The organism is Streptomyces achromogenes subsp. achromogenes (assembly GCF_000720835.1).
GTDB lineage: Bacteria > Actinomycetota > Actinomycetes > Streptomycetales > Streptomycetaceae > Streptomyces > Streptomyces achromogenes.
On sequence record NZ_JODT01000004.1, the window covers coordinates 39,464 to 65,255 of the forward strand.

Here is a 25,792-nt window from a genome sequence, read left to right on the forward strand (position 1 = left end):
CTACGCCCCGCCCAGTTTCCGGAAGTCCCAGGACACGATCCTCTCCGGGACGAGCCGGGCCCACGCGTGCCGGCCGTCGTGCGGCATCTCGTCCAGGCCGAAGTTCTTGCGCGCGAACAGCGTCTCGGCCGTGTCGAGTTCGGCGCACAGCTCACCCCGGCGCGGCACCTCGCCCACGAACTCCACCCGGCCGGACAGTTCCGCCCCGCGCAACTCGCCGTACTCCTCCCCGGAGTCGACCACGACCGCCACCCGGGGATCGCGGCGCCACTGCGCCCAGCGCCGGCTGCGCACCACGGAGTACAGCCACAGCGCTGTGCCGTCCCAGGCGAACCACAGCGCGCTCACGTGGGGTGTGCCGTCGGCCGAGACGGTCGCGATCCGGCAGGTGCGCTGGGTGGCGAGGAACTCGTCCAGCTCGGCCGGCGACATCATGATCCTCCGGCCCCGGCGCTGACGGGTGACGGGCATACGGCCCCCTCTCCTCTCCCTTGTCGTGTCGGAGACTTATCGTGCTCCCGCCGATCCTCTGACATGACGTCAGAAAAGAGAACCGGTCGTCTTCAAGGGGGCGCGCCATGCCGTCGTACGAGCAGCTCGGCGAACTCCTCGAGCCTGCCGGTGCCGTCCTGCTCACCGTGGAGTGCGCACCCTCGGCTGCCGGGTGCTGATCGTCACCGGGGTGTCGGCCGACGTGGCCGTCCCCGACGTGGTGTTCGACGCCGTCGACCTCGGCCGCACCGCCGTAGTTCCGGCCGGCGCCATCGCGGGCGCGCCGAGCCGGGCGGGCTCAGGCCAGCCTGATGTCGTCGCCCGACACGGTGATCCGCGCCGGGGCCAGTCCCTTCATCGCCGGCCCCTTCTTCACGCTGCCGTCCGCCACGGAGAACTCGCTGCCGTGACACGGGCACACGATCATGCCGTGCGCCACGCTGCCGACCGCACAGCCCTGGTGGGTGCACTCGGCGGAGAACGCCTTGTAGGTGCCGGCCGTCGGCTGGGTGACCACGACACCCTGGTCCTTGAAGATCCTGCCGCCGCCCTCGGGGATGTCGGCGGTCCTGGCGAGCGCGGTGCCACCGCCGTCCGACGCGGCCCCGGTGGCGGCGGAATCCGTGCCGGAGGAACCCGTGCCGGCGGAGTCGTCGCCCGAGCCGCACGCGGTCAGCGCGGCGGCGAGCCCCGCGGCTCCGACCGCCGCCACGACGGTACGACGGTCCGGACCGGCGGTGGGGTGGGACGAGGCGCTGCTCATATGACGTTTCCCTTCGCTGGAACTGGTCATGGTCCGCCCTGGGGTACGGGCGTACGGCCGCGGCCGTTCAGCGGGCGGCGGGGAGGGCGGCAGACGAGCCATCCCGACCCGCCGCAGGGCCCCATCCCCGCCCCGAAGGGCGGACGAAGCACACGCCGACAGGAACCGCTCAGCCTCTACGCGCCGGCAGCCGTCGTCGGCCGGGCGAGTTGCGGAGAGGGCCGGTCGTCGGCGGCCCGGCCGGGCGGTGTTCACGCACCGCACAGGCGGCACGCACCGCTCCGGCCCGGACCAGGGCGGAGCCACGCAGAGGCAGGACGACGGCCACGGAGGGCAAGGAGGCCGGCGACTGGAACACCCCGACGGCCCCCTGCGCCCCGAAGACGGCCAGGAACACACCGGCGCGCCGGCGGCCGGGGAACCGCCGGGCAGAGCGGCGAACAGCAGACCGCCCGGGACGAGGCACCCCGCGGCCAGCACGCCGTGCACAACGGTGACGTCCGCCCGGTCGAACGGCATCCGGTTCACGTCGGAGGAGTCGCCGGCGTGCGACCCGGAACCGGTGACCGCGATGCCCACGACGAGCAGGACGGCCGTCCCCGCGAGCAGGAGCCGGCTCAAGGCGACGGCCCACCGCGGCGGAACCGCCGGCCCGGACACCTCGTGATCCAGCCGCCGCACACGTGTCCAGGTGGCCGTCGCCGTGGCCGGCAACAGCACGGCGGCGAGGAAGTGGGCGGCGACGACGAGCCAGCCGAACACCGCGCACAGGGCACCGGTCAGCAGCCTGTTGCCGAACTCGATGTGCGGTGACGGGCTCACCAGGACAACGGGGTCCGCGCCACAACTCCCTGTCGACGATGTGCCGGTGCGGCAACCGTTCGCCGGCCTCTCCGGCCGCGTCCAGGCGGGTCGTCCCTTCGCCCGCTCCTCACCCGCGATCACCCTCGGTTACTATGCTCACTTCATGCCGGAGGCCGGACGCGGGGGGCGGGCTGCCCTCGGCGGACTGCTCGGGAAGCAGGGAGGACGGCGTGCCGGCCGGGATCCCCCGGATTCTCCCCAGGGGCGTTGACGGACGACGACGCCTGGTCTTGCGCCCGTTCCGGGATACGCCATGGTGTACGAAGGTTCCACAGATGGATGGCCGGGAAAAATGTTGAAACAGCTCACCGCGACCCGCTACATCACACCCTTGCGGGAGGGCGGATCGCTGCCGGGGCTGGTGGAGGGGGACGACCTCCGCACCTACGTCATGAAGTTCACCGGCGCGGGACAGGGCCGCAAGACCCTGGTCGCCGAGGTGGTGTGCGGGGAGCTCGCCCGGCGGCTCGGGTTCCGGATGCCCCGGCTGGTCACGCTCGAACTGGACCCCGTGCTCGGGCTCGGCGAGCCCGAGCAGCAGGTGCAGGAGCTGCTGCGCGGCAGCGGCGGCACCAACCTCGGCATGGACTTCCTGTCCGGCGCCCTCGGCTACGACCCCCTCGCCTTCCCGGTGAGCCCCGAGGAGGCCGGCCGGATCGTGTGGTTCGACGCGCTGATCAACAACGTCGACCGGTCCTGGCGCAACCCCAACCTCCTGGTGCGGCAAGGGGAACTGTGGCTCATCGACCACGGCGCCACGATGATCTGGCAGCACAACTGGCCCGGCGCCGAGGCCTCGGCGGCCCGCCCCTACGACGCCGCGGACCACGCTCTCGCCCGCTTCGCCCCGGACGTGGGCGCCGCCGCGGCCGACCTCGCCCCCCGGGTCACCGAGGACCTGCTCGCCGAGGTCACCGCGGAGATCCCGGACGTCTGGCTGGACGGCGAGCCGGGCTTCGACACCCCGGACGACCTGCGCCGGGCCTACGCGCGGCCGCTGCTCGCGCGCGCGGCCGGCATCGCCGAGCGGATCACCGGCCTCGGCGGCGGATTCAAGGAGGGCAAGTGAGCGAGCGTCACATCCACATGGCCGGCCACGTCACCGAACGGCACATCACCCGGGCCGGCCAGGGCGGCGACCGGGACGTGTTCGAGTACGCGCTGCTGCGGGTCGTGCCCCGGGTGGAGCGCGGGGAGTGCGTCAACGCGGGCGTGGTCGTCTACTGCCGCGCGCGGGGCTACCTCGGTGCCCGTACCCACCTGGACGAGGCCCGGCTGCTCGCCCTGGACCCGGCCGCCGACGTGGCCGGGGTGCGCGCCGCGCTCGCCGCGATCGAGCGCACCTGCGCGGGCGGTGAACAGGCCGGACAGGCGGCCGGCGACGACGCGGGGCGCCGCTACCGCTGGCTGGTCGCGCCCCGCTCCGCCATCGTCCAGCCCGGCCCCGTGCACACCGGACTGACCGCCGACCCGGCCGCCGAGACGGAGCGCCTGCTGGACCTCCTGGTGAGGTAATCGATCACACCGGCCGATGTTGCCGTTGACACCGCGTGCCAGGGCTTCTAGCGTCACGGGTGGAGAAGGTACTAAGCGGTCGCTCACCGCACCGGAGGGCCCTCTCCGAGGGTCCGACAGGTTCTCTCAAGGGCGAGGAGAAACAGCATGTCCACCACTGAACAGCGGGTCGCGGTAGTCACCGGCGCGGCGCGCGGCATCGGCGCCGCCACCGCCGTACGGCTGGCCGCCGAGGGGCGCGCGGTCGCCGTGATCGATCTCGACGAGGCCGCCTGCAAGGACACCGTCGAGAAGATCACCGCGGCCGGCGGCAAGGCCGTCGCGGTCGGCGCGGACGTCTCCGACGAGGCGCAGGTCCAGGCGGCCGTCGCCCGCGTCGCCGAGGAGCTCGGCGCCCCCACGATCCTGGTCAACAACGCGGGCGTGCTGCGCGACAACCTGCTGTTCAAGATGAGCGTGTCCGACTGGGACACGGTCATGAACGTGCATCTGCGCGGCTCGTTCCTGATGACCAAGGCCGTGCAGCAGCACATGGTCGAGGCCGGCTGGGGCCGGATCGTCAACCTCTCCTCCTCCTCGGCGCTCGGCAACCGCGGCCAGGTCAACTACTCGGCCGCCAAGGCCGGTCTCCAGGGCTTCACCAAGACCCTCGCCATCGAGCTGGGCAAGTTCGGCATCACCGCCAACGCCGTCGCCCCGGGCTTCATCGCCACCGAGATGACGAAGGCCACCGCCGACCGCGTCAAGATGGACTTCGAGGACTTCAAGAAGGCCGCCGCCACCCAGATCCCGGTGCAGCGCGTCGGCGAGCCCGAGGACATCGCCAACGCCATCGCCTTCTTCACCGGCGAGGCGGCCGGCTTCGTCTCCGGCCAGGTGCTGTACGTCGCCGGCGGACCGCTCAACTAAGGGATGCAGGGGTAGCACGGACATGACTGAACTCCCGGAGCCCTCCGGCAGGGTCGCGATCGTCACCGGCGCCAGCCGCGGCATCGGCTACGGCGTCGCCGAGGCGCTCATCGCCCGCGGTGACCGCGTCTGCATCACCGGCCGCGGCGAGGACGCCCTGAAGGAGGCCGTCGAGCGGCTCGGCGCCGAACGGGTCATCGGCGTCGCCGGCAAGGCGCACGACCTCGGCCACCAGAGCGAGGTCGTCGAGCGCACCATGGCGGCCTTCGGCCGGGTCGACTTCCTCGTCAACAACGCGGGCACCAACCCGGTGTTCGGACCGATCGCGGACCTCGACCTCGACGTCGCCCGCAAGGTCTTCGAGACCAATGTGATCTCCGCCCTCGGCTTCGCCCAGAAGACCTGGCACGCCTGGCAGAAGGACAACGGCGGCGCGATCGTCAACATCGCCTCGGTCGCCGGCCTGTCGGCCTCGCCGTTCATCGGCGCGTACGGCGTGAGCAAGGCCGCGATGATCAACCTGACGCAGCAGCTGGCGCACGAGTTCGCTCCTCGGGTACGGGTGAACGCGATCGCCCCGGCCGTCGTCAAGACCAAGTTCGCGCAGGCCCTGTACGAGGGCCGCGAGGAGGAGGCCGCGGCCGCCTACCCGCTGGCCCGGCTGGGGGTGCCCTCCGACATCGGCGGCGCCGCCGCGTTCCTCACCTCCACGCAGTCCGACTGGATCACCGGACAGACGCTCGTCGTGGACGGCGGCATCTTCCTCAACGCCGGCGTCTCCTGACCGGCCGGCTCTTCCGGGCGTCCGGTTTCCGGACGGAACGGCGCCCGGAAGACCGCCCCGGATCCGCCTGGCGAACTGACAACGTCGTCATCCCCGGATCGATCAACAAGCCCTGTTCCAGGGGAGGTTCAGGGCGCGAACGCTGCGGTATGGTCTGCCGACCCTTGGTATGGCGGATCGAGGAGCGTGCGCGTGTCCCACCGGAACCGATTCCTGCGCAGAGTCGCGGCGATCGCGTCCCTGTCCCTGGTCGCCGGCTGCGGCCTGCTGTCCGACGGCGACCCCGACGACCAGGGGCCGATCGTCGTGGGCACCACCAGCGCCCCGAGCACGCTGGACCCCGCCGGAGCCTGGGACGGCTCCTGGGAGCTGTACCGCAACATCTTCCAGACGCTCCTCGCCTACCCGAACGGCGCCACCACCCCCCAGCCCGACGCCGCCCGGACCTGTTCCTTCACCGACTCCACGAGCCGCACGTACCGCTGCCAGCTGCGCACCGGACTGGAGTTCGCCGACGGCGACCCGCTGACCGCCGAGGCCGTCAAGCACTCCATCGACCGCATCCGCGCCATCGACGCCCCCGGCGGCCCCGCCGGACTGCTCGGCAGCCTGGACCGGGTGGAGACCTCCGGCGACCGCGACATCGTCTTCCACCTCAACAAGCCCGACGCCACCTTCCCCTTCGTCCTGGCCACCCCCGCCATGTCCCTGGTCGACCCGGACGACTACCCGGCGGACGCCCTGCGCGAGGGCACCGACGTACACGGCTCCGGGCCGTACGAGCTCCAGTCCTACGAGGAGGGGGACCGGGCCGTCCTGGTCCGCAACGACACCTACCGGGGCTTCGCCAAGCGGCAGAACGACGCGGTGACCATCCGCTACTTCAAGGACTCCGCCGGCATGGTCGAGGCACTGCGCGACAAGCGCATAGACGTCACCTACCGCGGACTGGCCGCCGACGACATCGTCGCCCTCCAGGAACACGACGACGAGGACCTGCAACTGGTCGACGGCGCCGGCACCGACATCAGCTACCTGGTGTTCAACCCGGCGGACCCCTGGGCCGGACGGCCCGCCGTACGCAAGGCCGTCGCCCAGCTCGTGGACCGGGGCGCGATCGCGCACAAGGTCTACAAGGACACCGTCGACCCGCTGTACTCGATGGTCCCCAAGGGGCTGACCGGCCACGCCACCGGCTTCTTCGACGACTACGGCGAACCGAGCGTCGCCAAGGCCCGCAAGATCCTCGCCGACGCCGGCATCACCCGGCGCGTCCCGCTCACCCTCTGGTACACCACCGACCGCTACGGCTCCGAGACCGGCCTGATGTTCCAGGAGCTCAAACGGCAGCTGGACGGCTCCGGTCTGTTCACCATCACCCTCAAAAGCCGCCCCTGGAAGAGCTATGTGGCCGGCTTCCAGAAGCACGAGTACCCGGTGTTCGGCCGCGGCTGGTTCCCGGACTTCCCCGACGCGGACAACTTCATCGCGCCGTTCGTCGGGGAGCACAACGCGCTCGGCACGCCCTACCCGGCCAAGGAGATCACCGGCCGGCTGCTGCCCCACGCGCGCGCCGAGAGCGACCGCGCCCAGACCGTCAAGGACATGGAGGCCGCCCAGCAGATCATGGTGGACGACGCCCGGCTGCTCCCGCTGTGGCAGGGCCGGCAGTTCGTGGCGGCCAGTGTCGACGTCTCCGGCGGCGAACAGGCCCTGGACCCCTCGACGGTCATGACGATGTGGACGCTGCACCGCAAGACCAGCTGGTGAGACCCCTCGCGGCACCGGTTGTCAGTGGTCGCCTGTAGGTTCTGGAACCTGGAAGTGACCGCACGCGGTACCTGATCGACATCGTGAGGACGTTGACGTGACCGACATCGCCATGCTGCCCGAGTCCTGGCGCGGGGTTCTGGCCGACGAACTGCAGCAGCCCTATTTCAAGGAGCTGACCGAGTTCGTCGAGGAGGAGCGGGCGAAGGGTCCCGTCTACCCGCCGCGCGAGGAGGTCTTCGCCGCGCTGGACGCGACGCCGTACGACCGGGTGAAGGTCCTGATCCTCGGCCAGGACCCGTACCACGGCGAGGGCCAGGGCCACGGCCTGTGCTTCTCGGTCCGCCCCGGGGTGAAGACCCCGCCCTCCCTGCGGAACATCTACAAGGAGATGCACGAGGAACTGGGCCTGCCCATCCCGGACAACGGCTATCTGATGCCGTGGGCCGAACAGGGCGTGCTGCTGCTCAACGCGGTCCTCACCGTCCGGGCCGGCGAGGCCAACTCGCACAAGGGCAAGGGCTGGGAGAAGTTCACCGACGCCGTGATCCGCGCGGTGGCCTCCCGCCCCGACCCGGCGGTCTTCGTCCTGTGGGGCAACTACGCGCAGAAGAAGCTCCCGCTGATCGACGAGACCCGGCACGTGGTGGTCAAGGGCGCGCACCCCTCGCCGCTGTCCGCCAAGAAGTTCTTCGGCTCCCGCCCGTTCACGCAGATCAACGAGGCGATCGCCGCGCAGGGGCATGAGCCGATCGACTGGCGCATCCCGAACCTGGGCTGACGGGAGCGCGGGGCGGTGCGCGACCGGCCACCACGTACCCGCGCTCGCTCACCACGTACCCGCGCCCGGCCACCGGCCCGTCGCGTCGGCCCGTCGGCGCCGCCTGTCCGGGAATCCGGTCCGCGCCGGTTAGCGTCGGGAGCGGCAACAACCGGCGACGGCCCGGAGGGCACCGTGGTGGAGCGACAGGAGCAGACGGCGCCGGACGCCGTGCTGACGCGGATCGGGCAGGTCGTGATGTTGCACCACGGCGGCGACCGCGAGGAGGCCCGCAGCCGCTTCCTGGACCTGTGGGCGGAGATCGGTGAGGACGGCGACCCGCTGCACCGCTGCACCCTCGCCCACTATCTGGCCGACACCCACGACGACCCGGCGGACGAACTGGCCTGGGACCTGCGGGCGTTGTCGGCGGCCGAGGAGCTGGCCGACGGCCGTCCGGGCGGCGACCCGGGCAGCGTGCGCGGCTTCCTGCCGTCCCTGCACCTGAACCTGGCCGCCGACTACGTCAAACTGGGCCGCGCCGAGGCCGCCCGCAGCCATCTGCGCCGGGCCCGCAGCACCGCCCGCGCCCTCGCCGACGACGGCTACGGCGCGGGCGTCCGGTCCGCGATCAGCCGGCTGGCGCTGCGGCTGGGGGAGGGCGGCGGACCGGGCGACGAGGACTGGCCGCCCGGCCGCTAGCGGGCACCGCTCAGGAGCCCCGCCTCTCGTCCGCGCCCCCCAGCAGCCCCGCGAGCAGCTCCCGCAGTCCCGTGCGGATCTCCTCAAGGCCCGGGGTGCGGCTGCCGAAGGATCCGGCCGCGCAGGAGAACATCAGCCCGTCCGCCCAGGCCACCAGGGACAGCACCTGCCGGGCCGGGTCGGGCGAGCCCGCGGCGGTGAGCAGCGCGGTCAGCTGTTCCTGGAAGACGGCGCCGGTCCGGTCGTAGAAGGCGCGCAGCTCGGGGCGGCGGGTGGCCTCCAGGGCCAGTTCGTAGCGGGCGATCAGCAGATCCCGGTGGCGGGTGAGGGAGCGGTGGACGGCGAACGCCATCGCCTCGGTCAGCGCGTCCAGCCCGTCGGCCGGGTCCGGCAGCTCCGCCAGGGCCAGCACGCGGGCCTCCCGCTCCGCGTGCCGCCGTACCGCGAGTTCCAGCAGGGCCTGCCGGGTGCGGGCCACGTTCGAGGTGGAGCCCGGCGGCAGCCCCGCGGCCTCGTCCACCGCCCGGTGGGTGAGCCCGCGCATGCCGCGTTCGGCGAGCAGGGCGAGGGCGGCGTCGGCGACGAGGACGGCACGCGAGGCGCCGGCGATGCTGGGGCTGTCCACGGACATGAGGCGACCCTACCCCGCTCACTACACCTGTAGTACGCTCGGATGTACTACAGGTGTAGTAGGCGAGGAGGGGTCATGACCACACAGCCGGCGCGCGCGGTCGTCATCGGCGGGGGAATCGGCGGCCTGGCCGCCGCTGCCGCCCTGCACCAGCGGGGCTGGGCCGTCACCGTGCTGGAGCGCGCCCCGTCCCTGGAACCCGTCGGCGCGGCCATCTCCCTCGCCCCCAACGCCCTGCGCGCCCTGGACGTCCTCGGCATCGGCGACGAGATCCGCGACCTGGCCGCCTGGCAGGGCGACGGGGGACTGCGCACTCCCGGCGGACGCTGGCTGTCCCGCTCCAGTGCCGAGGCCGCCGCCGCCCGCTTCGGCGGCCCCCTGGTCCTGCTGTCCCGGGCCACCCTCGTCGGCCGCCTCGCCGCCCTGCTCCCGCCCGGCGCCCTGCGCACCGCGGCCACCGCCACCCTCGCCGACCCCGGCGACCGCACCCGCCCCGCCCGGGTGACCGTGACGGCCGCCGCCCCGGCCGGCACCGCCCGAGGGGCCGTCGGCGCGGAGGAGCTGGAGGCCGAGCTGGTGGTCGGCGCGGACGGCGTCCACTCGCGGGTGCGCCGCGCCCTGTTCCCCGGTCACCCCGGCGCGGTCTACGCCGGGTTCACCACCTGGCGGATGCTCATCCCGCTGCCCGGTGCCGAGTTCGCCTCGCACGAGACCTGGGGGCGCGGCCGGATCTGGGGCACCCACCCCCTCAAGGACGGCCGCGTCTACGCCTACGCGGCGGCCACCGTCCCGGCCGGCGCGCACGCCCCCGACGACGAGCGGGCCGAACTCCTGCGCCGCTACGGCGACTGGCACCACCCGGTCCCCGCCGTGCTCGCCGCCACCCGGCCCGAGGACGTGCTCCGGCACGACGTGCACCACCTCGCCCAGCCCCTGCCCGCCTACCACCTGGGCCGCACCGTGCTCCTCGGCGACGCCGCCCACGCCATGCCGCCGACCCTCGGCCAGGGCGGCAACCAGGCCGTCGAGGACGCCGTCGTCCTCGCCCACCACGCCACCGACCTGCCCGCCTACACCGCCGACCGGCTCCCGCGCACCACCGCGATCGCCCGCAAGGCCGTCCGCGTCGCCCGCCTGAACATGGCCGGCGGCCGGGCCGTCACCGCCGTACGGAACGCCGTCCTCACGGCCCTGTCGGCGACCGGGCCGGCGCTCTTCCTGCGCGGCTTCGACGGCATCGCGAACTGGCGGCCCCCGTATGCTTCCGGCAGACAACCCGCAGGCCAGCGATAGGGGAGAGCACGTGAAGGTCGGCTGCATCGGACTCGGGGACATCGCGCGGAAGGCATATCTGCCGGTGCTCGGCACCCAGCCGGGAATCGACCTGCACCTCCAGACCCGCACCCCCGCCACCCTGGAGCGGGTCGGGGACAGCCTGCGCGTGCCGAGCGCCCAGCGGCACACCACCCTGGACTCGCTGCTCGACGCCGGCCTCGACGCGGCCTTCGTGCACGCGCCCACCGCCGTCCACCCCGAGATCGTCACCCGGCTGCTGGAGGCCGGCGTCCCGACGTACGTGGACAAGCCGCTCGCCTACGAACTCGCCGACTCCGAACGGCTGGTCGCCCTCGCCGAGCGGCGCGGCGTGTCGCTGTCCGTCGGCTTCAACCGCCGCCACGCCCCCGGGTACGCCCAGTGCCTGGACCACCCCCGCGAGCTGATCCTCCTGCAGAAGAACCGGACCGGGCTGCCCGAGGAACCCCGCTCGATGATCCTGGACGACTTCATCCACGTCGTCGACACCCTGCGCTTCCTGGTGCCCGGCCCGGTCGACGACGTGACGGTCCGCGCCCGCGTCGAGGACGGGCTGCTCCACCACGTCGTGCTCCAGCTCGCCGGCGACGGCTTCACCGCGCTCGGCGTGATGAACCGGCTCAGCGGCTCGAACGAGGAGATCCTGGAGGTGTCCGGGCAGGACACCAAGCGCCAGGTGGTCAACCTCGCCGAGGTGATCGACCACAAGGGCCAGCCCACCGTGCGCCGGCGCGGCGACTGGGTGCCGGTGTCCCGCCAGCGCGGCATCGAGCAGACGGTCCTCGCCTTCCTCGACGCCGTACGGGCCGGCGAGGTGCTCAGCGCCCGGGACGCGCTGGCGACCCATGAACTGTGCGAGCGGGTGGTGCGAGAGGTGCGGGACCGCCACGGCGCGTCCTGACCGCCCGCACCCCCTCCGCCACCCCCAGCACGGCCAGCACCAGCAGCGCGCCGTGCACCGGCCAGTCGCCGTGGCGGACGTACGGCGTGACACCGTGCGCCAGCGGTACGTCGTACACCCGGGCGGCGCTCGCGCCGGTGCCGACCCACGGGCCGAGGCGGCGCCCGTCCGGGCCGTAGACCGCCGAGACACCGGTGAGGGTGGCGTGCACCATCGGGCGGCCGGTCTCGGCGGCGCGCAGCGCGGCCAGCGAGGCGTGCTGCTCCGGCGCCCAGCTGTGCTGGAACGTGGACGTCGAGGACTGGCCGAGGAGGACGTCCGCGCCGTCGTCGGCGAGGTGCCGGCCCAAGTCCGGGAACGCGGTCTCGAAGCAGATCAGCGGGCCGACCCGCAGCCCGTGCCCCACGTCCGGCACGGACTGCCGGGTGCCGCGGTGCCGGTCCTCGCCCGCGGCCCGGCCGACCGAGGTGGCCCAGCCGAGCAGCGAACGGGCCGGTATGTACTCGCCGAACGGCACCAGCCGCATCTTGTCGTACCGGTCGCCGGTCGGGCCGTCCGGGCCGACCAGCACCGCGCTCTTGTAGATGCCGGGCCGGCCCGAGCGGCGGGCGTCCACGTTCACCAGCACATCGGCGCCGGTCGCCCGGGACAGCGCCGCCAGCCGCCGGGCCAGGTCGGGCCGGTCGTCCAGGTCGAAGCCGACGCTGGACTCGCCCCACACCACCAGGTCGACGTCCTGCCCGGCGAGCCGCCGGGTCAGCCGCTCCTCCAGGTCGAACCGCCGCTCGGCGCTGTCCCGCCCGGCGACGACCCCCGGCTGTACGACGGCGATCCGGGCCCGCCCGTCCACCTCCGGGCGCGGCGCCCACACCCACCCGGCCGAGGCCACGGCGGCCGTCGCGGCCAGCGAGGCCACGGCCGGTACGCGAGCGGCGGGCACCGATATCAGCACGGCCGCCGCCACGTTGACGGCCACCACCAGGAAGCTCAGCAGCCACACCCCGCCCACCGAGGCCAGCCGCAGCGCCGGAGCCACCTGCCACTGGCTGGCGCCCAGCATGCCCCACGGCCCGCCCAGCCCCTGCCAGGACCGCACCAGCTCCACCGCCAGCCAGGCCGACGGCAGCACCAGCAGCGCGGCGGCACCCCGGCCCGCCGGCGCCGGCCCGCCCAGCAGCCGGCGCACCAGCCATCCCCACGGCATCCACAGCACGCCCAGCAGCGCGGCTATCAGGAAGATGAACACGTGCAGGCTCGGCAGCAGCCAGTGGTGCACGGCCAGCAGGAAGCCGAAGCCGCCGCACCAGCCGTCGTACGCGGCCCGCCGCGCGGTCGGCGCGGACCGGGCCAGCAGCAGCCACGGCACCAGGGCGACGTACGCCCACCACCACAGGGAGGGAGCCGGGAACGCGAGCACGGGCAGCGCGCCGGACAGGGCGGCGGCGGCCGAGCGGCGCCAGGGGGAGGTCAGCCAGTGGTCGATCGTCCTCATAGGGAGCCTCCCTACCCAGCCGATGGCTCCAGTGTGCGCGGCGGCCTCGGGGACCTGCGCGTCCGCAGGCGAGCGGGCCGGGTGCAGGGGGGCGCGGACGGACGGTCGGTTACGCGGTGCCGGGCGGGCCGGGTGCTCAGGGGGCGCGGGCGGACGGTCGGCTACGCGGTGCCGGGCTGACCGGCCGGCAGGCGGCGCCACTTCTCGTGGACGACGACCTCGCGCAGGCGCCAGCCGTCCGGTGTGCGCAGCAGCCCGAAGTCGTAGCGGCCGCCGCACACCAGGTCCGGGGCGGCGGAACCGGTGGCGTCGGCGAGGCGCATCGGGTTGAGGTAGTCGGCGCGCACCCGGGCGGTGTCACCGGTGTCGTGCTCCAGCACCCCGAACCGCACCTGCCGGTTGACGATCAGGTGCTGCCGCATGGCGAACCGGGCCAGGCTCTCGGCGAGCCAGGCGGCGACCCGCGCCGCCTCGCCCTCGATACCGCCCGCCGAGCGGTAGTCGGCCCGCCCGTCCGCCGTGAACAGCCCGTGGTACGCCGTCCAGTCGCCGTCGTCCAGCGCCACCGCGTACGCGGTGACCAGGTCTTCCACGGCCAGTCGGTCCCTCACGGTCGCGAACTCCGCACGCTGCGTCATCGCCACAGTGTTGGGTACGGCGGACGCGGAGCCAAGGGGCCTGCGGGGTGAATATTCGGTGGTGCGGGCCCCAAGCGGCGGCCGAACCTGTCCCTGTGAACGCACAAGCCGTCGAAACCGAACCGAAGTTCCGCGTCCGTGCCCGGCACACGGACACCACGGTCACCGTCTACCAGGCCTATCACCCGGGGATCGGCCGGGCCGCCGCCCGCACCGGACGCTTCCCGCCCGACTGGAAGCGGGACCGGATGACCTGGGTCAAGCCGTCGTTCCTGTGGATGATGTACCGCTGCGGCTGGGGCACCAAGGAGAACCAGGAGACCGTCCTCGCCGTGGAGATCACCCGGGACGGCTTCGCGTGGGCCCTGCGCCATGCCTGCCTGTCCCACTACGCGCCCGCCCTGCACCCGGACCGGGTCGCCTGGAAGCGGCAGCTGGCGCGCAGCCCGGCCCGGGTGCAGTGGGACCCGGAGCGGGACCTGCGCCACAATCCGCTGCCGTACCGGTCCTTGCAGCTCGGCCTCGCCGGTGAGGCGGCGGCCCGGTACGCGGACGAGTGGATCGTCGGCATCGAGGACGTCACCCCGCTGGCCGGGGAGATCCACGCGCTGGTACGGGCGGGCGAGACGGAGCGGGCGAGCGCGCTGCTGCCCGTGGAGCGGCCGTATCCGGTGCCCGACGAGGTGCTCGCACACCTGCGGCCGTAGGGCCGCGCGGCGCCTTTCCGGGGTCGCCGTCTCAGGCGGCCTCGGTGATCCGGCCGCGGACGGCGGCGGCCCACTCGATCACCAGCCGCTCGTACTCCGAGCGCTCCTGGGCCGACAGGGTGCCGCCCGCGCGCAGCCACAGCGCTCTGATCCGCTCGTTCAGTTCGGCGGCGGAGCGCGCGGAACCAGGGGGCGGGGAATCCGGGGACATACGGCACAGCCTAGGCCCAAGCACTGACCCTGCGCTACCGCCTGGCTACGCAGACGGTGACGCGTTGGTCACCGGCGCCGCTTCCACATCCGCTCCTGGCCGCCCGCCCGCCGGACGGTACGCAGGTCACGGCCGGGGCACGGCCGCAGGCACGATGTCCGAAACCGGCGACGCGGGCCGGCCGCCGTCCTATCCGGCCGATTCGGCGGCGTGCGGGCTCAGGACGCCCATGCCCACCAGGGCGATGATCACGATCCCGAGGGCGACGCGGTACCAGACGAACGGCATGAAGCTCTTGTTGGAGATCCATTTCATGAACCATGCGATGACCGCGTATCCCGAGGCGAACGCGATCACCGTCGCGAACAGGGTCGGTCCCCAGTCCACATGGCCCTCGCCCAGCGAGTCCTTCACCTCGAAGGCGCCGGAGGCGAGGACGGCCGGGATGGCGAGCAGGAAGGAGTAGCGGGCCGCGGCCTCCCGCTTGTAGCCCATGAACAGGCCGCCGCTGATGGTCGCGCCGGAGCGGGAGACGCCGGGGATGAGCGCGCAGGCCTGGCAGAGGCCGAAGATCAGACCGTCCTTGACGCCCAGGTTCTCCAGTGTCTTGCGCTGCTTGGGCGCCCGGTGCCGGCGGCCCGTCTCGTCGCGGGCCGCCATCCGGTCGGCGATGCCGATGACCACGCCGACGACGAGGAGCATCGTCGCGGTGACCCGCAGATCGCGGAACGGCCCCTCGATCTGGTCCTTCAGCGTCACCCCCAGCAGGCCGATCGGGATCGAGCCGACGATCACCAGCCAGCCCATCTGCGCGTCGTGGTTGCGGCGCATCGACTTGTCGAACAGCGAGCGGAACCAGGACGTGATGATCCGGCCGATGTCCTTGCGGAAGTAGATGAGCACCGCGGTCTCGGTGCCGATCTGGGTGATCGCCGTGAAGGCCGCGCCCGGGTCGTTCCAGCCGGAGAACGCGGCGGTCAGCCGCAGGTGCGCGCTGGAGGAGACGGGCAGGAACTCGGTCAGCCCTTGGACGAGTCCGAGGACGAGGGATTCAAACCAAGACATGAAGGTATGGCGTCCAAGTGCTGAAAGGAGAAGAGGTGATCATGTGACGAAGGAAGGGTAGCGGGCCCGGCCGACGACACGGCAACAGGGGCCGCGCCCTTCGGCCTTCCACGGCGGCCGCGCCGCCCGGGCGACGGCGCATGGGGACGCGGCGCCATCGTTCTCAAGGGACCACCTCACGGGCGGAATTCCACATGACTCGCCCCTGGCCGCGCCTGTGTAATGGGACGCGCCGGAGGGTTCGGACGACGTGGCCGGGAGGTCTTGGTGAGGGTCGATCAGTGTCTTCTCGTGGACGGGGACGACACGTTGTGGGAGAACAACATCTACTTCGAGCGGGCGATCGAGGAGTTCCTCGACCTGCTCGCTCACGCATCGCTCTCGCGGACCGAGCTCCGGCAGGTCCTGGACGACGTCGAGCGGGAGAACTGCCAGGTGTACGGCTACGGCGCGAAGAGTTTCGTGCGCAGCCTGCACGACTGTTACGAGCGGGTGCACGAGATGCGGGCGACCGAGGACCACGGCAGGGCGATCGCCGAGCTGGGCGAGCGGATCCTGCGTCAGGAGCCGGTGCTGATCGCGGGCGTGGAGGAGACGCTGACCGGTCTGCGCACCCGGCACCGGCTGGTGCTGCTGACCAAGGGCGACCACGAGGAGCAGGCGGCGAAGGTGGAACGCTCGCGGCTGGGACCGCTGTTCGAGCGGATCGTCATCGTGCCGGAGAAGACGGTCGAGACGTACGCCACGGTGGTGGAGGACCTCAAGGCCGACACCGCCCGGACGTGGATGATCGGCAACTCCCCGAAGTCCGACATCGTGCCGGCGCTCGCCGCCGGGCTGGGCGCGGTGTACGTACCGCACCCCGACACCTGGGTACTGGAACACCACCCGTTCCCCGAGACCACCGAACGGCTGCTCCAGGTGGACCGCTTCACGGACCTGGCCGAGCACTTCTGACGGCCCCCGGCGGCCTCACGCGGTCGCCGGCCCCGTAAGGGTCCAGCCCGGGGCCTGCGGACGCGCCGTCAGGTCCTCGTGGCGCACGACCCCGCCGCAGGCCTCGCAGGTGACCCGCGTCACCAGCGGGCTGCCGCAACTGTGCTCGACCACCATGGGCAGGTCGGTGCCCTTGCGCAGGTGGCGGTCACCCCACTCCCTGAGGGTCGTCAGCACCGGCTCCAGCTCCAGCCCGGCCTGCGTGGCCCGGTACTCGAAGCGCTGCGGGCGCTCGCTGTACACGCGCTTGGTGAGGATGCCCGCCTCCACGAGCCGGCGCAGCCGGGCGGCCAGGACGTCGCGCGGTGCCCCGATGTTGCGCACGAGCTGGTCGAAGCGGCCGTTGCCCAGGCACACCTCCCGCAGGACGAGCAGGGAGTACTTCTCGCCGACCAGTGCGAGGGCGTCGGCGATCGAGCAGGGGCGCGGGTCTTTCGTAGCGGCCATGAAGCCAGTCTAGAGGAGGGTTTGTTTTTCCAACTCTGCGAGCTATGGTGAGTCCAGTTTTCCAACTCACCGGTAACCGGCGCATCGCCCCGAGGGGCCGGGGCGGCCAAGGAGGCCCGCACCATGCGAGACGCAGTCATCGTCGAAGCCGTACGCACCCCCATCGGCAAGGGAAAGCCCAACGGCTCCCTCGCCCACGTCCACCCCGTGCAACTCCTCGCCCACACCCTGGGCGCCCTGGTCGAGCGCTCCGGTGTCGACCCGGCGCTGATCGACGACGTCATCGGCGGCACCGTCGACCAGGTCGGCGAGCAGGCCATGAACACCACCCGGTACGCCCTCCTGGCCGCCGGCTTCCCCGAGTCGGTGCCCGCGACCACCGTGGACCGCCAGTGCGGGTCCTCCCAGCAGGCCGTGCACTTCGCCGCGCAGGGTGTCATCTCGGGCGCGTACGACCTCGTCGTGGCCTGCGGCGTGGAGTCGATGAGCCGGGTGCCGATGTGGTCCAACGTGCCCGCCGGCACCGACCCGTTCGGCCCCGGCGTCGCCGAGCGCTACCCGGAGGGGCTGGTCCCGCAGGGGATCAGCGCGGAACTCATCGCCGCCAAGTGGTCCCTCACGCGCGCCCGGATGGACGAGTTCGCGGTCTCCTCCCACCACAAGGCCGCCGCCGCGTGGCAGGCGGGACTGTTCGACGCCGAGATCGCGCCGCTGGACGGCGTCGCCCGCGACGAGTGCGTACGGCCCGGCAGCACCCCCGAGATCCTCGCCGGACTCAAGCCCGCCTACTACGACCCCGGCTTCGCCGAGCGCTTCCCGCAGATCGAGTGGAACGTCACCGCGGGCAACGCCAGCCCGGTCAACGACGGCGCCTCCGCCGTGCTGATCACCTCCGGCGACACCGCGGCCCGGCTCGGCCTGCGCCCGCTCGCCCGGCTGCACAGCTTCGCCGTGACCGGCTCCGACCCGCTGCTGATGCTGACCGGGGTCGTCCCGGCCACCGACAAGGTGCTGCGCCGGGCGGGGCTGGACCTCGCCGACATCGACCTGTTCGAGGTCAACGAGGCCTTCGCCAGTGTGGTGCTCGCCTGGCAGCAGGAGACCGGCGCCGACCTCGCCAAGGTCAACGTGCACGGCGGCGCCATCGCCCTCGGCCATCCGCTCGGCGCGAGCGGCACCCGGCTGACCACGACCCTGGTCCACGCCATGCGCGAACGCGGGGCCCGTTACGCCCTCCAGACCATGTGCGAGGCGGGCGGCCTCGCCAACGCGATGATCCTGGAAGGCGTCTGAGGGCGGCCGGTGCCCAAGGGGCCCGGCCCTCCGGGCGACTTGCCGGGGCCCCGCGTCCACGCCCCCTCAGGGAGCCATTACCCGCCCCGCCGCGGCGACCAGATCGTCCGTCGCCGTGATCGCGGCCTCCCGGCGAGCGGCCAGCTCGGTGCGGTCGGGGGCGTCGCGCAGGGCGAACGCGGCGAGGGCCGCCCGGCGGGCCGGTCCGGTGAGGGCCGGTTCGAGGACGCAGACCGCGACCAGCGGGGAGGTCACGGCGGAGCGGGTGGCACGGGTCTGAGCCCGGGCCGCGTCGACGGCCTCCGGGCTCGCGCCGTTCAGCACCAGGTCCTCGCGGTGCCACAGGGCCCGCCGGTGGTCACCCAGGGCCGCCACCAGCTCGCCCAGCGCCACCCGCAGCGCCTCCGCCCGGCGCTCGTCGCGGGCGGCCCGCTCGCGCCGCATCTGGAGCAGCCCGGTCAGCGCGCCGCCGAGCAGCGTGCCGGCCACGGCGATGACGCTGGACCACACTCAGGCACCCCTCCCGGGACGGTTCTTCGCCACGCGCACGACGGCTCACCCGGCGCGCAGCCGGTGCCGCTTGCGCCAGGCGATCACCGTGCCCGCCAGGGCCGGTACGGCGATGCAGCCCATCGCGATCAGGAAGGCGGGGGAGGTCGGCGTCGAGGCGCGGGCGCCGGCGACCGCGTAGGCCGCCGTGTTCGGGATCGAACCGAGGGCGGTGGCCAGCAGGAAGGGCAGCCAGCCCATGCGCGAGACGGACGCGCAGTAGTTCGCGGCCCAGAACGGCACGCCCGGGAACAGCCGGAGGGCCAGCATGGACCGCAACCCGTGCCGGCTGAGCTGGCCGTCGGCCGCCTTCAGCCAGCGGCCCCGCAGCAGCGGGCGCAGCGCGTCCTGCCCGAGCGCCCGGCCCAGCCCGAACGCCACCCCGGCACCGAGCACCGTCCCCGCGAGCGCCGTCGCCAGCCCCACCTGGGAGCCGAACATCGCGCCCGCGGCCAGGTTCAGCAGGGGGCGCGGCACGAACACCACCGTGCACAGCCCGTACGCCGCCGCGAACACCAGGGCCGCCGCGGCCCCGCCGAGCTGTGGCGGCCAGCCGTGCGTCAGCAGCCGCTGCGGCTCGCACACCAGCACCCCCGCCGCCCCGCCCGCCAGCAGCGCGACCAGCAGGGACAGCCGGGCGTAGGGGGACAGCAGCAGCCGTGTGCAGCGCGCGGCGAATCCGGCGCGGGGCAGTACGGGCACGGCCCCGGCGCCGGGGCCGGCCGGGGCGAGGGCCGGCCCGGGGGCGATGGCCAGGAGAGCGGGCATGACCCCCGGAGGAGAGGCCGGGGCAGCGGGCGTGGCCGTCGGCGGAGAGGCCGGGGGAGCGGGCGTGGCCGCCGGGGGAGAAGTCGGGGCGGTGCCAGAGCGGTTGGCATCGAGCATCCGCCGACACTAACCGACGCACCTGTGTGATCGCCGTATGACCCGAACCACCCTGCCGCACCGGGCGGGCGGCGACGGCGGCCCGTGCCGCCCGGGACGTGCGGAGACGTACGGCCGCGGGACCCACAATGGTCGGGTGAACGAATCGATACCCGTCTCCCGGACCACCGACCACGGCACCGCCCGGCTGATGCCCGACGTGAACCGGGAGCGGGCCTGGCTGCTCACGGTCGACGGGGCCCCGCAGTCGTACGTGGACCTGGACGACCCGGCCTACCTGGAGTTCGAGTACGCGCGGCGGCTGGGGCACGTGCTGGACACCGTGGCCGAGACCGGGCGGCCGCTGGACGTGGTGCACCTCGGCGGGGGCGCGCTGACCCTGCCGAGGTACGTGGCCGCCACCCGGCCCGGCTCCCGGCAGGACGTCGTCGAGGCGGACCGGGGGCTGCTGGAGCTGGTCACCGAGCGGCTGCCGCTGCCGGCCGGCTCGGGCATCGCGCTGCACGCGGCCGACGCCCGGGAGTGGCTCCGAACCGCGCCCGACGACCGGGCCGACGTGCTGATCGCCGACGTGTTCGGCGGCTCCCGGGTGCCCGCCCACCTCACCACGCTGGCCTACGTCCGCACGGCCGAGCGGGTGCTGCGGCCGGACGGGGTCTACCTGGCCAATCTCGCCGACGCCGCGCCGTTCGGCTTCCTGCGCTCCCAACTGGCCACCCTGGCAGTGGTGTTCGAGGAAGTCGCGCTGGTCGCCGAGCCGGCGGTGCTGCGCGGGCGACGGTTCGGCAACGTGGTGGTCGCGGCCTCCCACCGGCCCCTCGACACCGCCGCGCTGGCCCGGCGCACCGCGGCGGACGCCTTCCCGGCACGCGTCGAACACGGGGCCGCGGTACGGCGGTTCACCGGGTCGGCACGGCCGGTGGAGGACGCCGACGCCGTACCCTCACCCGAGCCCCCCGACGGTGCGTTCGGCATCGGCTGAGGCGGGCGCGGCGGCGGTGACCGGGGCGCCGCCGGGCCGCGTCACCGCGCGGCCGGTGCGGCGGGGACGGGGCCGGCGTGATCGGGCGCGGTCACTCCACGGTCGGGTCGCCGTGCAGCCGTACCGTGGCGAGGATCTTGTCGATGGTCGCGTCGGACAGCTCGTCCTTGACGCCCTTCGGGCCGTACAGCGACCACGACACGAAGCTGCCCGAGGAGTTCTTGAACGCGAACGTGACCGCCTTGCCGTCGGTGTCGCACTTGCCCTTCCTCGGCACACCGCTGACGTACGACGTCGCGACGCTGCCGGTGACGCCCGACGCGGTGGTGAAGGGCTTCGCCTTGCCGATGTGCAGATACTTCTCGGCGGCCTTCGACTGGTCGGTGAACCCGCCGAACGCGAAGGTGGCCGAGTCGCCCCGGGCGATGCTCGCGGTGTCCTTGGCGCCGTTCTCCCCCTTGGTGCCGGCCACGGCCAGCGACGACGTCTCCTCCCTGCCGTCCTTGTCGTCGTCGGAGACGCAGTAGCGCGGCTTGAGGTTCGACGTGCCGGAAAAGCCGATGTACGCGGAGCCGTCGCCCTTCTGCTTGTCCTCGAAGAAGGTGAAGACGCCGGTCCGCTGCACCTCCCAGTCGGCCGGCACGTCGAAGGCCGTGCCGTACTTGGGGTTGACCACGACCTTCCAGCCCGCGACCGTCGGCTTCTCGCCCTCGCCGGAACGGGGGTTGTCGGTCGCGGCCGAGGTGGGCGAGGCGGGCGAGGTGGCGGTCGGCGACGGGCTCGCGGTCCGTCCGTCCTTGCCGTCGTCCGCCTCGTCGTCCTTCGAACCGCCCAGCACCAGAAAGCCGGTGACGGCCGCGGTGACCACGACGGCCGTGGCCGCGACCACGGCCACCAGCTTCGTACGTCCGCCGCCGCGCGGGGGCTCGGGCGCGGACGGCTGTCCCCACTGCGGCGGCTGCCCGTAGGGGACGGTCGGCGGCTGCTGGGGGGCGTACGGGCCCTGCGGCTGCTGTGCGTACGGGGCGCCGGAGGGCTGCTGGCCGTACGGGGAGCCGGGAGGCTGCTGGCCGTACGGGGTGCCGGAGTGCTGCTGTCCGTACGGGCCCGGCTGCGGGTGCTGCTGGTATCCGGGCTGCTGGTACGTGTCCGGCTGCGGGTGACCCGGCTGCTGGTACGGGTTCTGCCGCGGATCGTGCTGCGGGTTCTGCGCGCCCCCTGGCGGCTGCTGATCTGGCCACATGGCCCGTAACCCTAGTGTGCTTCTCTGGCCAGCCCCTGCTACTCGTGAGTAACATGACGGCCATGAGCGCAGACCAGATGTCGATCGGCGAGATGCTCGCCGCCACCGTGCCCATGGCCCGGACCCTGAAGCTGGAGTTCCTGGAGACCACGGCCGACAGGGCCGTGGTGTCCCTGCCGGACCAGGACGCATATCACAACCACGTGGGCGGCCCGCACGCCGGTGCGATGTTCACCCTCGGGGAGTCGGCCAGCGGCGCCATCGTGCTGGCCGCCTTCGGGGACCAGCTCTCGCGCGCCGTGCCGCTCGCCGTGCGGGCCGAGATCGCCTACAAGAAGCTGGCGATGGGCACCGTCACCGCGACCGCGACGCTGGGCCGCCCGGCCGCCGAGGTCGTCGCCGAACTCGACGCCGGACAGCGCCCCGAGTTCCCCGTGTCGGTCGAGATACGGCGCGCGGACGGCGCGGTGACCGGTGAGATGAGCGTCCTGTGGACGCTGCGGCCGGCCGACGGGGCGAAGTAACCCGCCCCGGCCCGGACGACATCGCGCCCCGCCCCGTCGACACCGGGGCGGGGCGCCGCTGTCGGGGGCGGGGTCACCGGATGGCGACCACGTTGGTCGCCTTCGCGCCGATCACCTCGAAGGCGACCCGCTGACCCTCGCGGGTCGTCTGTGTCTCCATGCAGGAGAAAGGGCGCCTCTCGCCGTGCTCGTCGGTGATGATGCCCACGCCGTCCGCGTCGTTGTAGACGGCGATCCTTCCGAGCGGCATGGTCTGCTCCTCCGTGGGTTGCGGGAATCACTGATCTCCCCCAGTGAGCAGAGCATCACGCACCGTGCCGGGCGGGAGGAAGGGTGCGTCGGTGCGTCGGCCATGGTTTGACCGGATGTCGGCGCAGTCGCGCGCCGGTCCGGACCGCACGGATATCGGAATTGGACATTTGACCCGCCATCCGGCCTTTTCGTAGAGGGAGTCGGCCGTCGGGTCGAACGCCGTCCGGATGTACCAGCGGTAACCATTGCGGGGAGCGCCGGCTTTCCCATCGGGGTATTCCAACTTCTTGTTTCCTGAGAGTCGCCTGTGCCAAGGTGAGCCTCCCCGCGGGAGGGCAAAGGCGGACGCCGATGTCCGGCCGGCCCTTTAGGTATGCACGTATGCACCGACAGGCACTGTTTTCCCACAGGACGCCCCGCGCGCATGCGGTCCTGCGGCTGGAAAGGAAATGTTTCCGTGCAGCCCCCTTACCCCCCACGCCCGCCCCACCCACCCCTGCCCGGCCCCGCCGGGGAGTCCGACCCCGCCCTCCTCGCCCGGCTCGGCGGCCCGGACGCCGGCGGCCGCCACCACGCCGTCGCCCTGCTGCTCGCCCGGCACTGGCGGGCCGCCCTCGACCATGCCGTGATCTGCCTGGCCACCGCCGGACCCACCGCCCAACTGGTCGCCACCGCGGCCTTCCAGCGGGTGCTCGCCGGTACGGCGGCCGACGGGACCGGCCGGCCCCTCGTGAGCGGCGGGAGCGGTGCGACCGGCGGTGCCCTGCGGCCCCGGCTGCTCGTCGCCGTCCGTGACACGGTCCGCGCCTGGGCGGCGGACGACGCCGTCTGCGCCGTCCTGCCGGAATTGCGCAAAACCACCGGCGGTCGCGGACTGCGTGCGACAAAGCCCGGCCCACCGGAAAGCAGACGGCTCGCCGCCTACGCATTCCGGTCCCTTCCCGGCGCTGCGCAATGCCTTCTCTGGCATACCGAGGTAGAGGCCGAACCCATAAACATACCCGCTGGTCTGCTGGGTGTCGGCACGGCCACCGCGACGGCCGCGCTGGAGCAGGCACGCGAGCAATTCCGCGCCGCTTGTGTACGCGCTCACCGGGAACTCGCACCCACCGAGGAATGCCGCTTCCACAACCGGCTCCTGGACGTCCCCCTGCGCCGCGGCGGCCCCTTGCTGCCGGAAGTGCGCCGGCATCTGACGGTCTGCCCGCACTGCCGGTACGCCGCCGAGCAACTCGGCCACTTCGACGCCGGTCTGCCCCTGCTGCTCGCCGAGGGCGTGCTCGGCTGGGGCGCCCGCCGCTACCTCGCCTCCCGGCCGGCTCGTGCCGTGCGCGAGGGTCGCGCGGAGAGGGCGGGTCGAGCCGTCCGGGAGGGGCGCGCCGTCCGGGAGGGCCGGCCGTCCGTTCACGACGGTCATGTACGGCATCAGGGCGATGACCGTCAGGAACGTGCGGTCCGGTGGGCCCCGGCGGCCGCACCCCGAGGTCTTCCGTCCGGTGGCCGCCACCGCAAGGCCATGGCCGTCGGCGTCGGGATCGCCTCCCTCGCACTGCTCGTGACCGTCCTGTCGGTCAGGAGCTGGTCCGATGACAACGGTGTCCCCGGTCCCGGTGCCACGTGGGCCGCCCCCGCCGCGGACTCCCCCCGCCCGGGAGGCACCGGCGCACACTCCGCCGCCTCCTTCGGCGACCCCGGCGAGACCGTCCACGGCACCCTGCGCGGCCTGGCCTCCGGGCGCTGCCTGGATGTGCGCGGGGAGCGGGTCGCGGCGGGCGCGGGCGTCCGGCTCGCCCCGTGCTCGGCGGCCGACTCCCAGCAGTGGACCTACCAGGGCGACGGCCTCCTGCGCAGCACCGCCGACCCCACCCTCTGTCTCACCGCCGACCCCGGCACGGGAACCGTCGCGCTGGCCGGCTGCGCGGTACCGCCCGGGGAAGTCTCCTACGACGTCACGCTCCACGGTGAGATCCTGCTCCGCCGCCACCCCGGCCTGGCCCTGGCCCCCGGGCCCGCCCGTGGGGTCACCGGGGTCGGCGTCGTACACCGCGACGACGGTTCCCGGGAACAGCGGTGGGTGCTGGAGCCGGGCGAAGCGCCGCCCCCTGCCGGCACCGCGCCGGAGCGGCGACCGGTCGCGCCGGGTGAGTCGGGCGGGTCGGTCGCGCCGGGCGGGGTGCGCGGTGGGCGGCCGGGCGGGGCCGGGCGGCACCGGGCCGGCGGCACCTCGCAGGGCAAGCCGGGGCGCGCGGGTCAGGGGGCCGAGGCACGAGGCCGACCTCGCGGCGCGCGGAACCATGGGGGAGGGAGCGGGCGGCCGGGGCGAGGCGATGACACCGGCGCCCGTGACGGCGTACGAGTACGAGAAGCCGGCGGCGCGTCGGGGAAGGCGGACCCCGGGCTTACCGCCGGTCCCGGTCCCGGTGGCCGTTCAGCCGGCCCAGCCCGTGGCGGCCACGACGTCCTCGGCGATGGCGCGCACGGTGCGCTGGTCGGTGGGGACGCGTACCGTTCCCGGCGGAGCCTCCGCTTCCAGACGCTGCGCGGCGGCGGCGCTGCGGCGCAGGTGGATGTCGAGTTCGGAGCCGCGTTCCCGCCCGCCGAGGCGATGGCGCGCCGTCGCGTCGGTGGCGGTGAGCAGGACGTTGACGATCCTCGGCGGGGCGTCGGGAGAGACGGCCTGCCGGATCAGGTCCGGTTCGAGGATGCTGACGGTATTGGTGTAGATCAGGCGTCGCATGCCCAGCTCGGCGTAGTTGGCCCACAGGGCGGCGAGGTTGCGCAGGGTGATGCGGGCGCGGAAGGGGTCGTCCGGGGGAGTGGGGTGGACGTGGTCGAGGAGATCACCCTCGACGAGGCAGTGGGCGACGCCGGCGTCCCGTAGGAGGGCCGACGTCTCCATGGCGACCGTCGTCTTGCCCACGCCGGACCGGCCGCCGATCAGAAGCGCCTCGATACCTGTCATGGCCGCACGGTGGCATGGAGTACACGGTCAGTGCGCGGAATTTTCCGTGCGGGGCGGTTCGCCTGGAGGCGGGGGTCAAGCGCGTGAACGTCTGAAAGCTCGGTTCACAGGACTTTCGCGTGCGGTCCGCCACCAGCCACA

At 73.3% G+C, this 25,792-nt stretch carries 27 protein-coding genes and 2 pseudogenes; 16 read left to right on the forward strand and 13 right to left on the reverse strand.

Annotated elements, in window-relative coordinates; genetic code table 11:
- Positions 1–471: a pyridoxamine 5'-phosphate oxidase family protein gene (locus IH25_RS0105055; RefSeq protein WP_030603520.1), complete on the reverse strand. Its 471-nt coding sequence runs from the start codon at positions 469–471 to the stop codon at positions 1–3.
- A gap of 172 nt (positions 472–643) precedes the next feature.
- Here IH25_RS0105055 and IH25_RS42130 point away from each other — a divergent pair.
- A pseudogene (locus tag IH25_RS42130) lies at positions 644–781 on the forward strand (cysteine hydrolase); the annotation flags it as partial.
- A gap of 9 nt (positions 782–790) precedes the next feature.
- Here IH25_RS42130 and IH25_RS0105060 read toward each other — a convergent pair.
- Positions 791–1,255 carry a Rieske (2Fe-2S) protein gene (locus tag IH25_RS0105060; RefSeq protein ID WP_030603524.1) on the reverse strand — a complete coding sequence of 155 codons (465 nt, stop codon included), beginning with the start codon at positions 1,253–1,255 and terminating at the stop codon, positions 791–793.
- Between the two features lie 1,156 nt (positions 1,256–2,411).
- On the opposite strand from IH25_RS0105060, the gene IH25_RS0105070 reads away from it, so the two are divergent.
- The 7 genes from IH25_RS0105070 (at position 2,412) to IH25_RS0105100 (ending at position 8,559) form a co-directional block, all read left to right on the forward strand.
- Entirely contained in the window at positions 2,412–3,188 is a 777-nt protein-coding gene (locus tag IH25_RS0105070; RefSeq protein ID WP_030603526.1) for a HipA family kinase, read from the forward strand.
- Positions 3,185–3,634: a DUF3037 domain-containing protein gene (locus IH25_RS0105075; protein WP_030603529.1), complete on the forward strand. Its 450-nt coding sequence runs from the start codon at positions 3,185–3,187 to the stop codon at positions 3,632–3,634. Before IH25_RS0105070 ends, IH25_RS0105075 begins: the two co-directional genes overlap by 4 nt.
- Positions 3,635–3,781: 147 nt before the next feature.
- On the forward strand, positions 3,782–4,543 hold the full coding sequence (gene fabG / locus IH25_RS0105080; protein ID WP_030603532.1) for a 3-oxoacyl-ACP reductase FabG: 762 nt from the start codon (positions 3,782–3,784) through the stop codon (positions 4,541–4,543).
- A gap of 22 nt (positions 4,544–4,565) precedes the next feature.
- Positions 4,566–5,327, forward strand: coding sequence for an SDR family oxidoreductase (locus IH25_RS0105085; protein WP_030603535.1), 762 nt, complete (start codon positions 4,566–4,568; stop codon positions 5,325–5,327).
- Positions 5,328–5,519: 192 nt separating this feature from the next.
- Positions 5,520–7,097: an ABC transporter substrate-binding protein gene (locus tag IH25_RS0105090; protein ID WP_030603537.1), complete on the forward strand. Its 1,578-nt coding sequence runs from the start codon at positions 5,520–5,522 to the stop codon at positions 7,095–7,097.
- 97 nt (positions 7,098–7,194) lie between these two features.
- Entirely contained in the window at positions 7,195–7,878 is a 684-nt protein-coding gene (locus tag IH25_RS0105095; RefSeq protein ID WP_030603539.1) for a uracil-DNA glycosylase, read from the forward strand.
- Positions 7,879–8,052: 174 nt separating this feature from the next.
- Positions 8,053–8,559 carry a hypothetical protein gene (locus IH25_RS0105100; protein ID WP_030603541.1) on the forward strand — a complete coding sequence of 169 codons (507 nt, stop codon included), beginning with the start codon at positions 8,053–8,055 and terminating at the stop codon, positions 8,557–8,559.
- Positions 8,560–8,569: 10 nt separating this feature from the next.
- Here IH25_RS0105100 and IH25_RS0105105 read toward each other — a convergent pair whose 3' ends face one another.
- Positions 8,570–9,190: a TetR/AcrR family transcriptional regulator gene (locus IH25_RS0105105; protein ID WP_030603545.1), complete on the reverse strand. Its 621-nt coding sequence runs from the start codon at positions 9,188–9,190 to the stop codon at positions 8,570–8,572.
- Positions 9,191–9,265: 75 nt separating this feature from the next.
- Between IH25_RS0105105 and IH25_RS0105110 the strand changes: the two genes are divergently transcribed.
- Together IH25_RS0105110 and IH25_RS0105115 are read left to right on the forward strand one after the other, a co-directional pair.
- Positions 9,266–10,483: an FAD-dependent monooxygenase gene (locus tag IH25_RS0105110; protein ID WP_030603549.1), complete on the forward strand. Its 1,218-nt coding sequence runs from the start codon at positions 9,266–9,268 to the stop codon at positions 10,481–10,483.
- Positions 10,484–10,493: 10 nt separating this feature from the next.
- The gene (locus IH25_RS0105115) at positions 10,494–11,405 is read left to right on the forward strand and encodes a Gfo/Idh/MocA family protein (RefSeq protein ID WP_030603552.1); all 912 of its coding nucleotides are present in this window, start codon (positions 10,494–10,496) and stop codon (positions 11,403–11,405) included.
- Here IH25_RS0105115 and lnt read toward each other — a convergent pair.
- The gene (gene lnt / locus IH25_RS0105120; protein ID WP_030603555.1) at positions 11,323–12,897 is read right to left on the reverse strand and encodes an apolipoprotein N-acyltransferase; all 1,575 of its coding nucleotides are present in this window, start codon (positions 12,895–12,897) and stop codon (positions 11,323–11,325) included. The genes IH25_RS0105115 and lnt overlap by 83 nt on opposite strands.
- Before the next feature lie 161 nt (positions 12,898–13,058).
- The gene (locus tag IH25_RS0105125) at positions 13,059–13,535 is read right to left on the reverse strand and encodes a nuclear transport factor 2 family protein (protein ID WP_030603559.1); all 477 of its coding nucleotides are present in this window, start codon (positions 13,533–13,535) and stop codon (positions 13,059–13,061) included.
- 95 nt (positions 13,536–13,630) lie between these two features.
- On the opposite strand from IH25_RS0105125, the gene IH25_RS0105130 reads away from it, so the two are divergent.
- A complete protein-coding gene (locus tag IH25_RS0105130; protein ID WP_030603562.1) occupies positions 13,631–14,242 on the forward strand; it encodes a DUF4291 domain-containing protein in 612 nt (203 codons plus the stop codon).
- A gap of 31 nt (positions 14,243–14,273) precedes the next feature.
- Here IH25_RS0105130 and IH25_RS0105135 read toward each other — a convergent pair whose 3' ends face one another.
- On the reverse strand, positions 14,274–14,453 hold the full coding sequence (locus IH25_RS0105135; RefSeq protein WP_030603564.1) for a hypothetical protein: 180 nt from the start codon (positions 14,451–14,453) through the stop codon (positions 14,274–14,276).
- A 189-nt stretch (positions 14,454–14,642) separates the two neighbouring features.
- Positions 14,643–15,518, reverse strand: coding sequence for an undecaprenyl-diphosphate phosphatase (locus tag IH25_RS0105140; RefSeq protein WP_030603567.1), 876 nt, complete (start codon positions 15,516–15,518; stop codon positions 14,643–14,645).
- Positions 15,519–15,809: 291 nt separating this feature from the next.
- On the opposite strand from IH25_RS0105140, the gene IH25_RS0105145 reads away from it, so the two are divergent.
- Complete coding sequence (locus IH25_RS0105145; RefSeq protein WP_245172704.1) at positions 15,810–16,475, forward strand: HAD family hydrolase; 666 nt, start codon at positions 15,810–15,812, stop codon at positions 16,473–16,475.
- Positions 16,476–16,490: 15 nt separating this feature from the next.
- On the opposite strand, the gene IH25_RS0105150 is transcribed toward IH25_RS0105145, so the two are convergent.
- Entirely contained in the window at positions 16,491–16,961 is a 471-nt protein-coding gene (locus IH25_RS0105150) for a winged helix-turn-helix transcriptional regulator (RefSeq protein WP_030603572.1), read from the reverse strand.
- 123 nt (positions 16,962–17,084) lie between these two features.
- On the opposite strand from IH25_RS0105150, the gene IH25_RS0105155 reads away from it, so the two are divergent.
- Complete coding sequence (locus tag IH25_RS0105155) at positions 17,085–18,254, forward strand: thiolase family protein (protein ID WP_030603575.1); 1,170 nt, start codon at positions 17,085–17,087, stop codon at positions 18,252–18,254.
- A 66-nt stretch (positions 18,255–18,320) separates the two neighbouring features.
- Here IH25_RS0105155 and IH25_RS0105160 read toward each other — a convergent pair whose 3' ends face one another.
- Positions 18,321–18,764 (reverse strand): hypothetical protein, encoded by a 444-nt coding sequence (locus IH25_RS0105160; protein ID WP_030603578.1) that lies wholly within the window; start codon positions 18,762–18,764, stop codon positions 18,321–18,323.
- Between the two features lie 45 nt (positions 18,765–18,809).
- On the reverse strand, positions 18,810–19,688 hold the full coding sequence (locus IH25_RS0105165) for a TVP38/TMEM64 family protein (RefSeq protein ID WP_245172705.1): 879 nt from the start codon (positions 19,686–19,688) through the stop codon (positions 18,810–18,812).
- A gap of 136 nt (positions 19,689–19,824) precedes the next feature.
- On the opposite strand from IH25_RS0105165, the gene IH25_RS0105170 reads away from it, so the two are divergent.
- On the forward strand, positions 19,825–20,670 hold the full coding sequence (locus IH25_RS0105170) for a spermidine synthase (RefSeq protein WP_030603585.1): 846 nt from the start codon (positions 19,825–19,827) through the stop codon (positions 20,668–20,670).
- A 91-nt stretch (positions 20,671–20,761) separates the two neighbouring features.
- On the opposite strand, the gene IH25_RS0105175 is transcribed toward IH25_RS0105170, so the two are convergent.
- Positions 20,762–21,913, reverse strand: a complete 1,152-nt coding sequence (locus tag IH25_RS0105175; protein ID WP_030603589.1) for a hypothetical protein — start codon at positions 21,911–21,913, stop codon at positions 20,762–20,764.
- 62 nt (positions 21,914–21,975) lie between these two features.
- Here IH25_RS0105175 and IH25_RS0105180 point away from each other — a divergent pair, with 62 nt between their 5' ends.
- Entirely contained in the window at positions 21,976–22,437 is a 462-nt protein-coding gene (locus IH25_RS0105180; RefSeq protein WP_209445272.1) for a DUF4442 domain-containing protein, read from the forward strand.
- Positions 22,438–22,510: 73 nt separating this feature from the next.
- On the opposite strand, the gene IH25_RS41525 is transcribed toward IH25_RS0105180, so the two are convergent.
- Complete coding sequence (locus IH25_RS41525; RefSeq protein WP_167346011.1) at positions 22,511–22,687, reverse strand: S1 domain-containing protein; 177 nt, start codon at positions 22,685–22,687, stop codon at positions 22,511–22,513.
- A gap of 426 nt (positions 22,688–23,113) precedes the next feature.
- Here IH25_RS41525 and IH25_RS43275 point away from each other — a divergent pair.
- Positions 23,114–24,781, forward strand: a pseudogene (locus IH25_RS43275) (ricin-type beta-trefoil lectin domain protein); the annotation flags it as partial.
- Between the two features lie 336 nt (positions 24,782–25,117).
- Here IH25_RS43275 and IH25_RS0105195 read toward each other — a convergent pair.
- A complete protein-coding gene (locus IH25_RS0105195; RefSeq protein ID WP_030603599.1) occupies positions 25,118–25,651 on the reverse strand; it encodes a hypothetical protein in 534 nt (177 codons plus the stop codon).
- Between the last annotated feature and the right edge of the window lie 141 nt (positions 25,652–25,792).

Coding starts and splice junctions, on each gene's coding strand:
- IH25_RS0105155 (WP_030603575.1), top strand. CDS start 17,085: ATGCGAGACGCAGTCATCGTCGAAGCCGTACGCACCCCCATCGGCAAG.
- IH25_RS0105060 (WP_030603524.1), bottom strand. CDS start 1,255: ATGAGCAGCGCCTCGTCCCACCCCACCGCCGGTCCGGACCGTCGTACC.
- IH25_RS0105085 (WP_030603535.1), top strand. CDS start 4,566: ATGACTGAACTCCCGGAGCCCTCCGGCAGGGTCGCGATCGTCACCGGC.
- IH25_RS0105140 (WP_030603567.1), bottom strand. CDS start 15,518: ATGTCTTGGTTTGAATCCCTCGTCCTCGGACTCGTCCAAGGGCTGACC.
- fabG (WP_030603532.1), top strand. CDS start 3,782: ATGTCCACCACTGAACAGCGGGTCGCGGTAGTCACCGGCGCGGCGCGC.
- IH25_RS0105180 (WP_209445272.1), top strand. CDS start 21,976: ATGAGCGCAGACCAGATGTCGATCGGCGAGATGCTCGCCGCCACCGTG.
- IH25_RS0105195 (WP_030603599.1), bottom strand. CDS start 25,651: ATGACAGGTATCGAGGCGCTTCTGATCGGCGGCCGGTCCGGCGTGGGC.
- IH25_RS0105165 (WP_245172705.1), bottom strand. CDS start 19,688: ATGCTCGATGCCAACCGCTCTGGCACCGCCCCGACTTCTCCCCCGGCG.
- IH25_RS0105110 (WP_030603549.1), top strand. CDS start 9,266: ATGACCACACAGCCGGCGCGCGCGGTCGTCATCGGCGGGGGAATCGGC.
- IH25_RS0105125 (WP_030603559.1), bottom strand. CDS start 13,535: ATGACGCAGCGTGCGGAGTTCGCGACCGTGAGGGACCGACTGGCCGTG.
- IH25_RS0105055 (WP_030603520.1), bottom strand. CDS start 471: ATGCCCGTCACCCGTCAGCGCCGGGGCCGGAGGATCATGATGTCGCCG.
- IH25_RS0105175 (WP_030603589.1), bottom strand. CDS start 21,913: ATGTGGCCAGATCAGCAGCCGCCAGGGGGCGCGCAGAACCCGCAGCAC.
- lnt (WP_030603555.1), bottom strand. CDS start 12,897: ATGAGGACGATCGACCACTGGCTGACCTCCCCCTGGCGCCGCTCGGCC.
- IH25_RS0105150 (WP_030603572.1), bottom strand. CDS start 16,961: ATGGCCGCTACGAAAGACCCGCGCCCCTGCTCGATCGCCGACGCCCTC.
- IH25_RS0105135 (WP_030603564.1), bottom strand. CDS start 14,453: ATGTCCCCGGATTCCCCGCCCCCTGGTTCCGCGCGCTCCGCCGCCGAA.
- IH25_RS0105070 (WP_030603526.1), top strand. CDS start 2,412: ATGTTGAAACAGCTCACCGCGACCCGCTACATCACACCCTTGCGGGAG.
- IH25_RS41525 (WP_167346011.1), bottom strand. CDS start 22,687: ATGCCGCTCGGAAGGATCGCCGTCTACAACGACGCGGACGGCGTGGGC.
- IH25_RS0105105 (WP_030603545.1), bottom strand. CDS start 9,190: ATGTCCGTGGACAGCCCCAGCATCGCCGGCGCCTCGCGTGCCGTCCTC.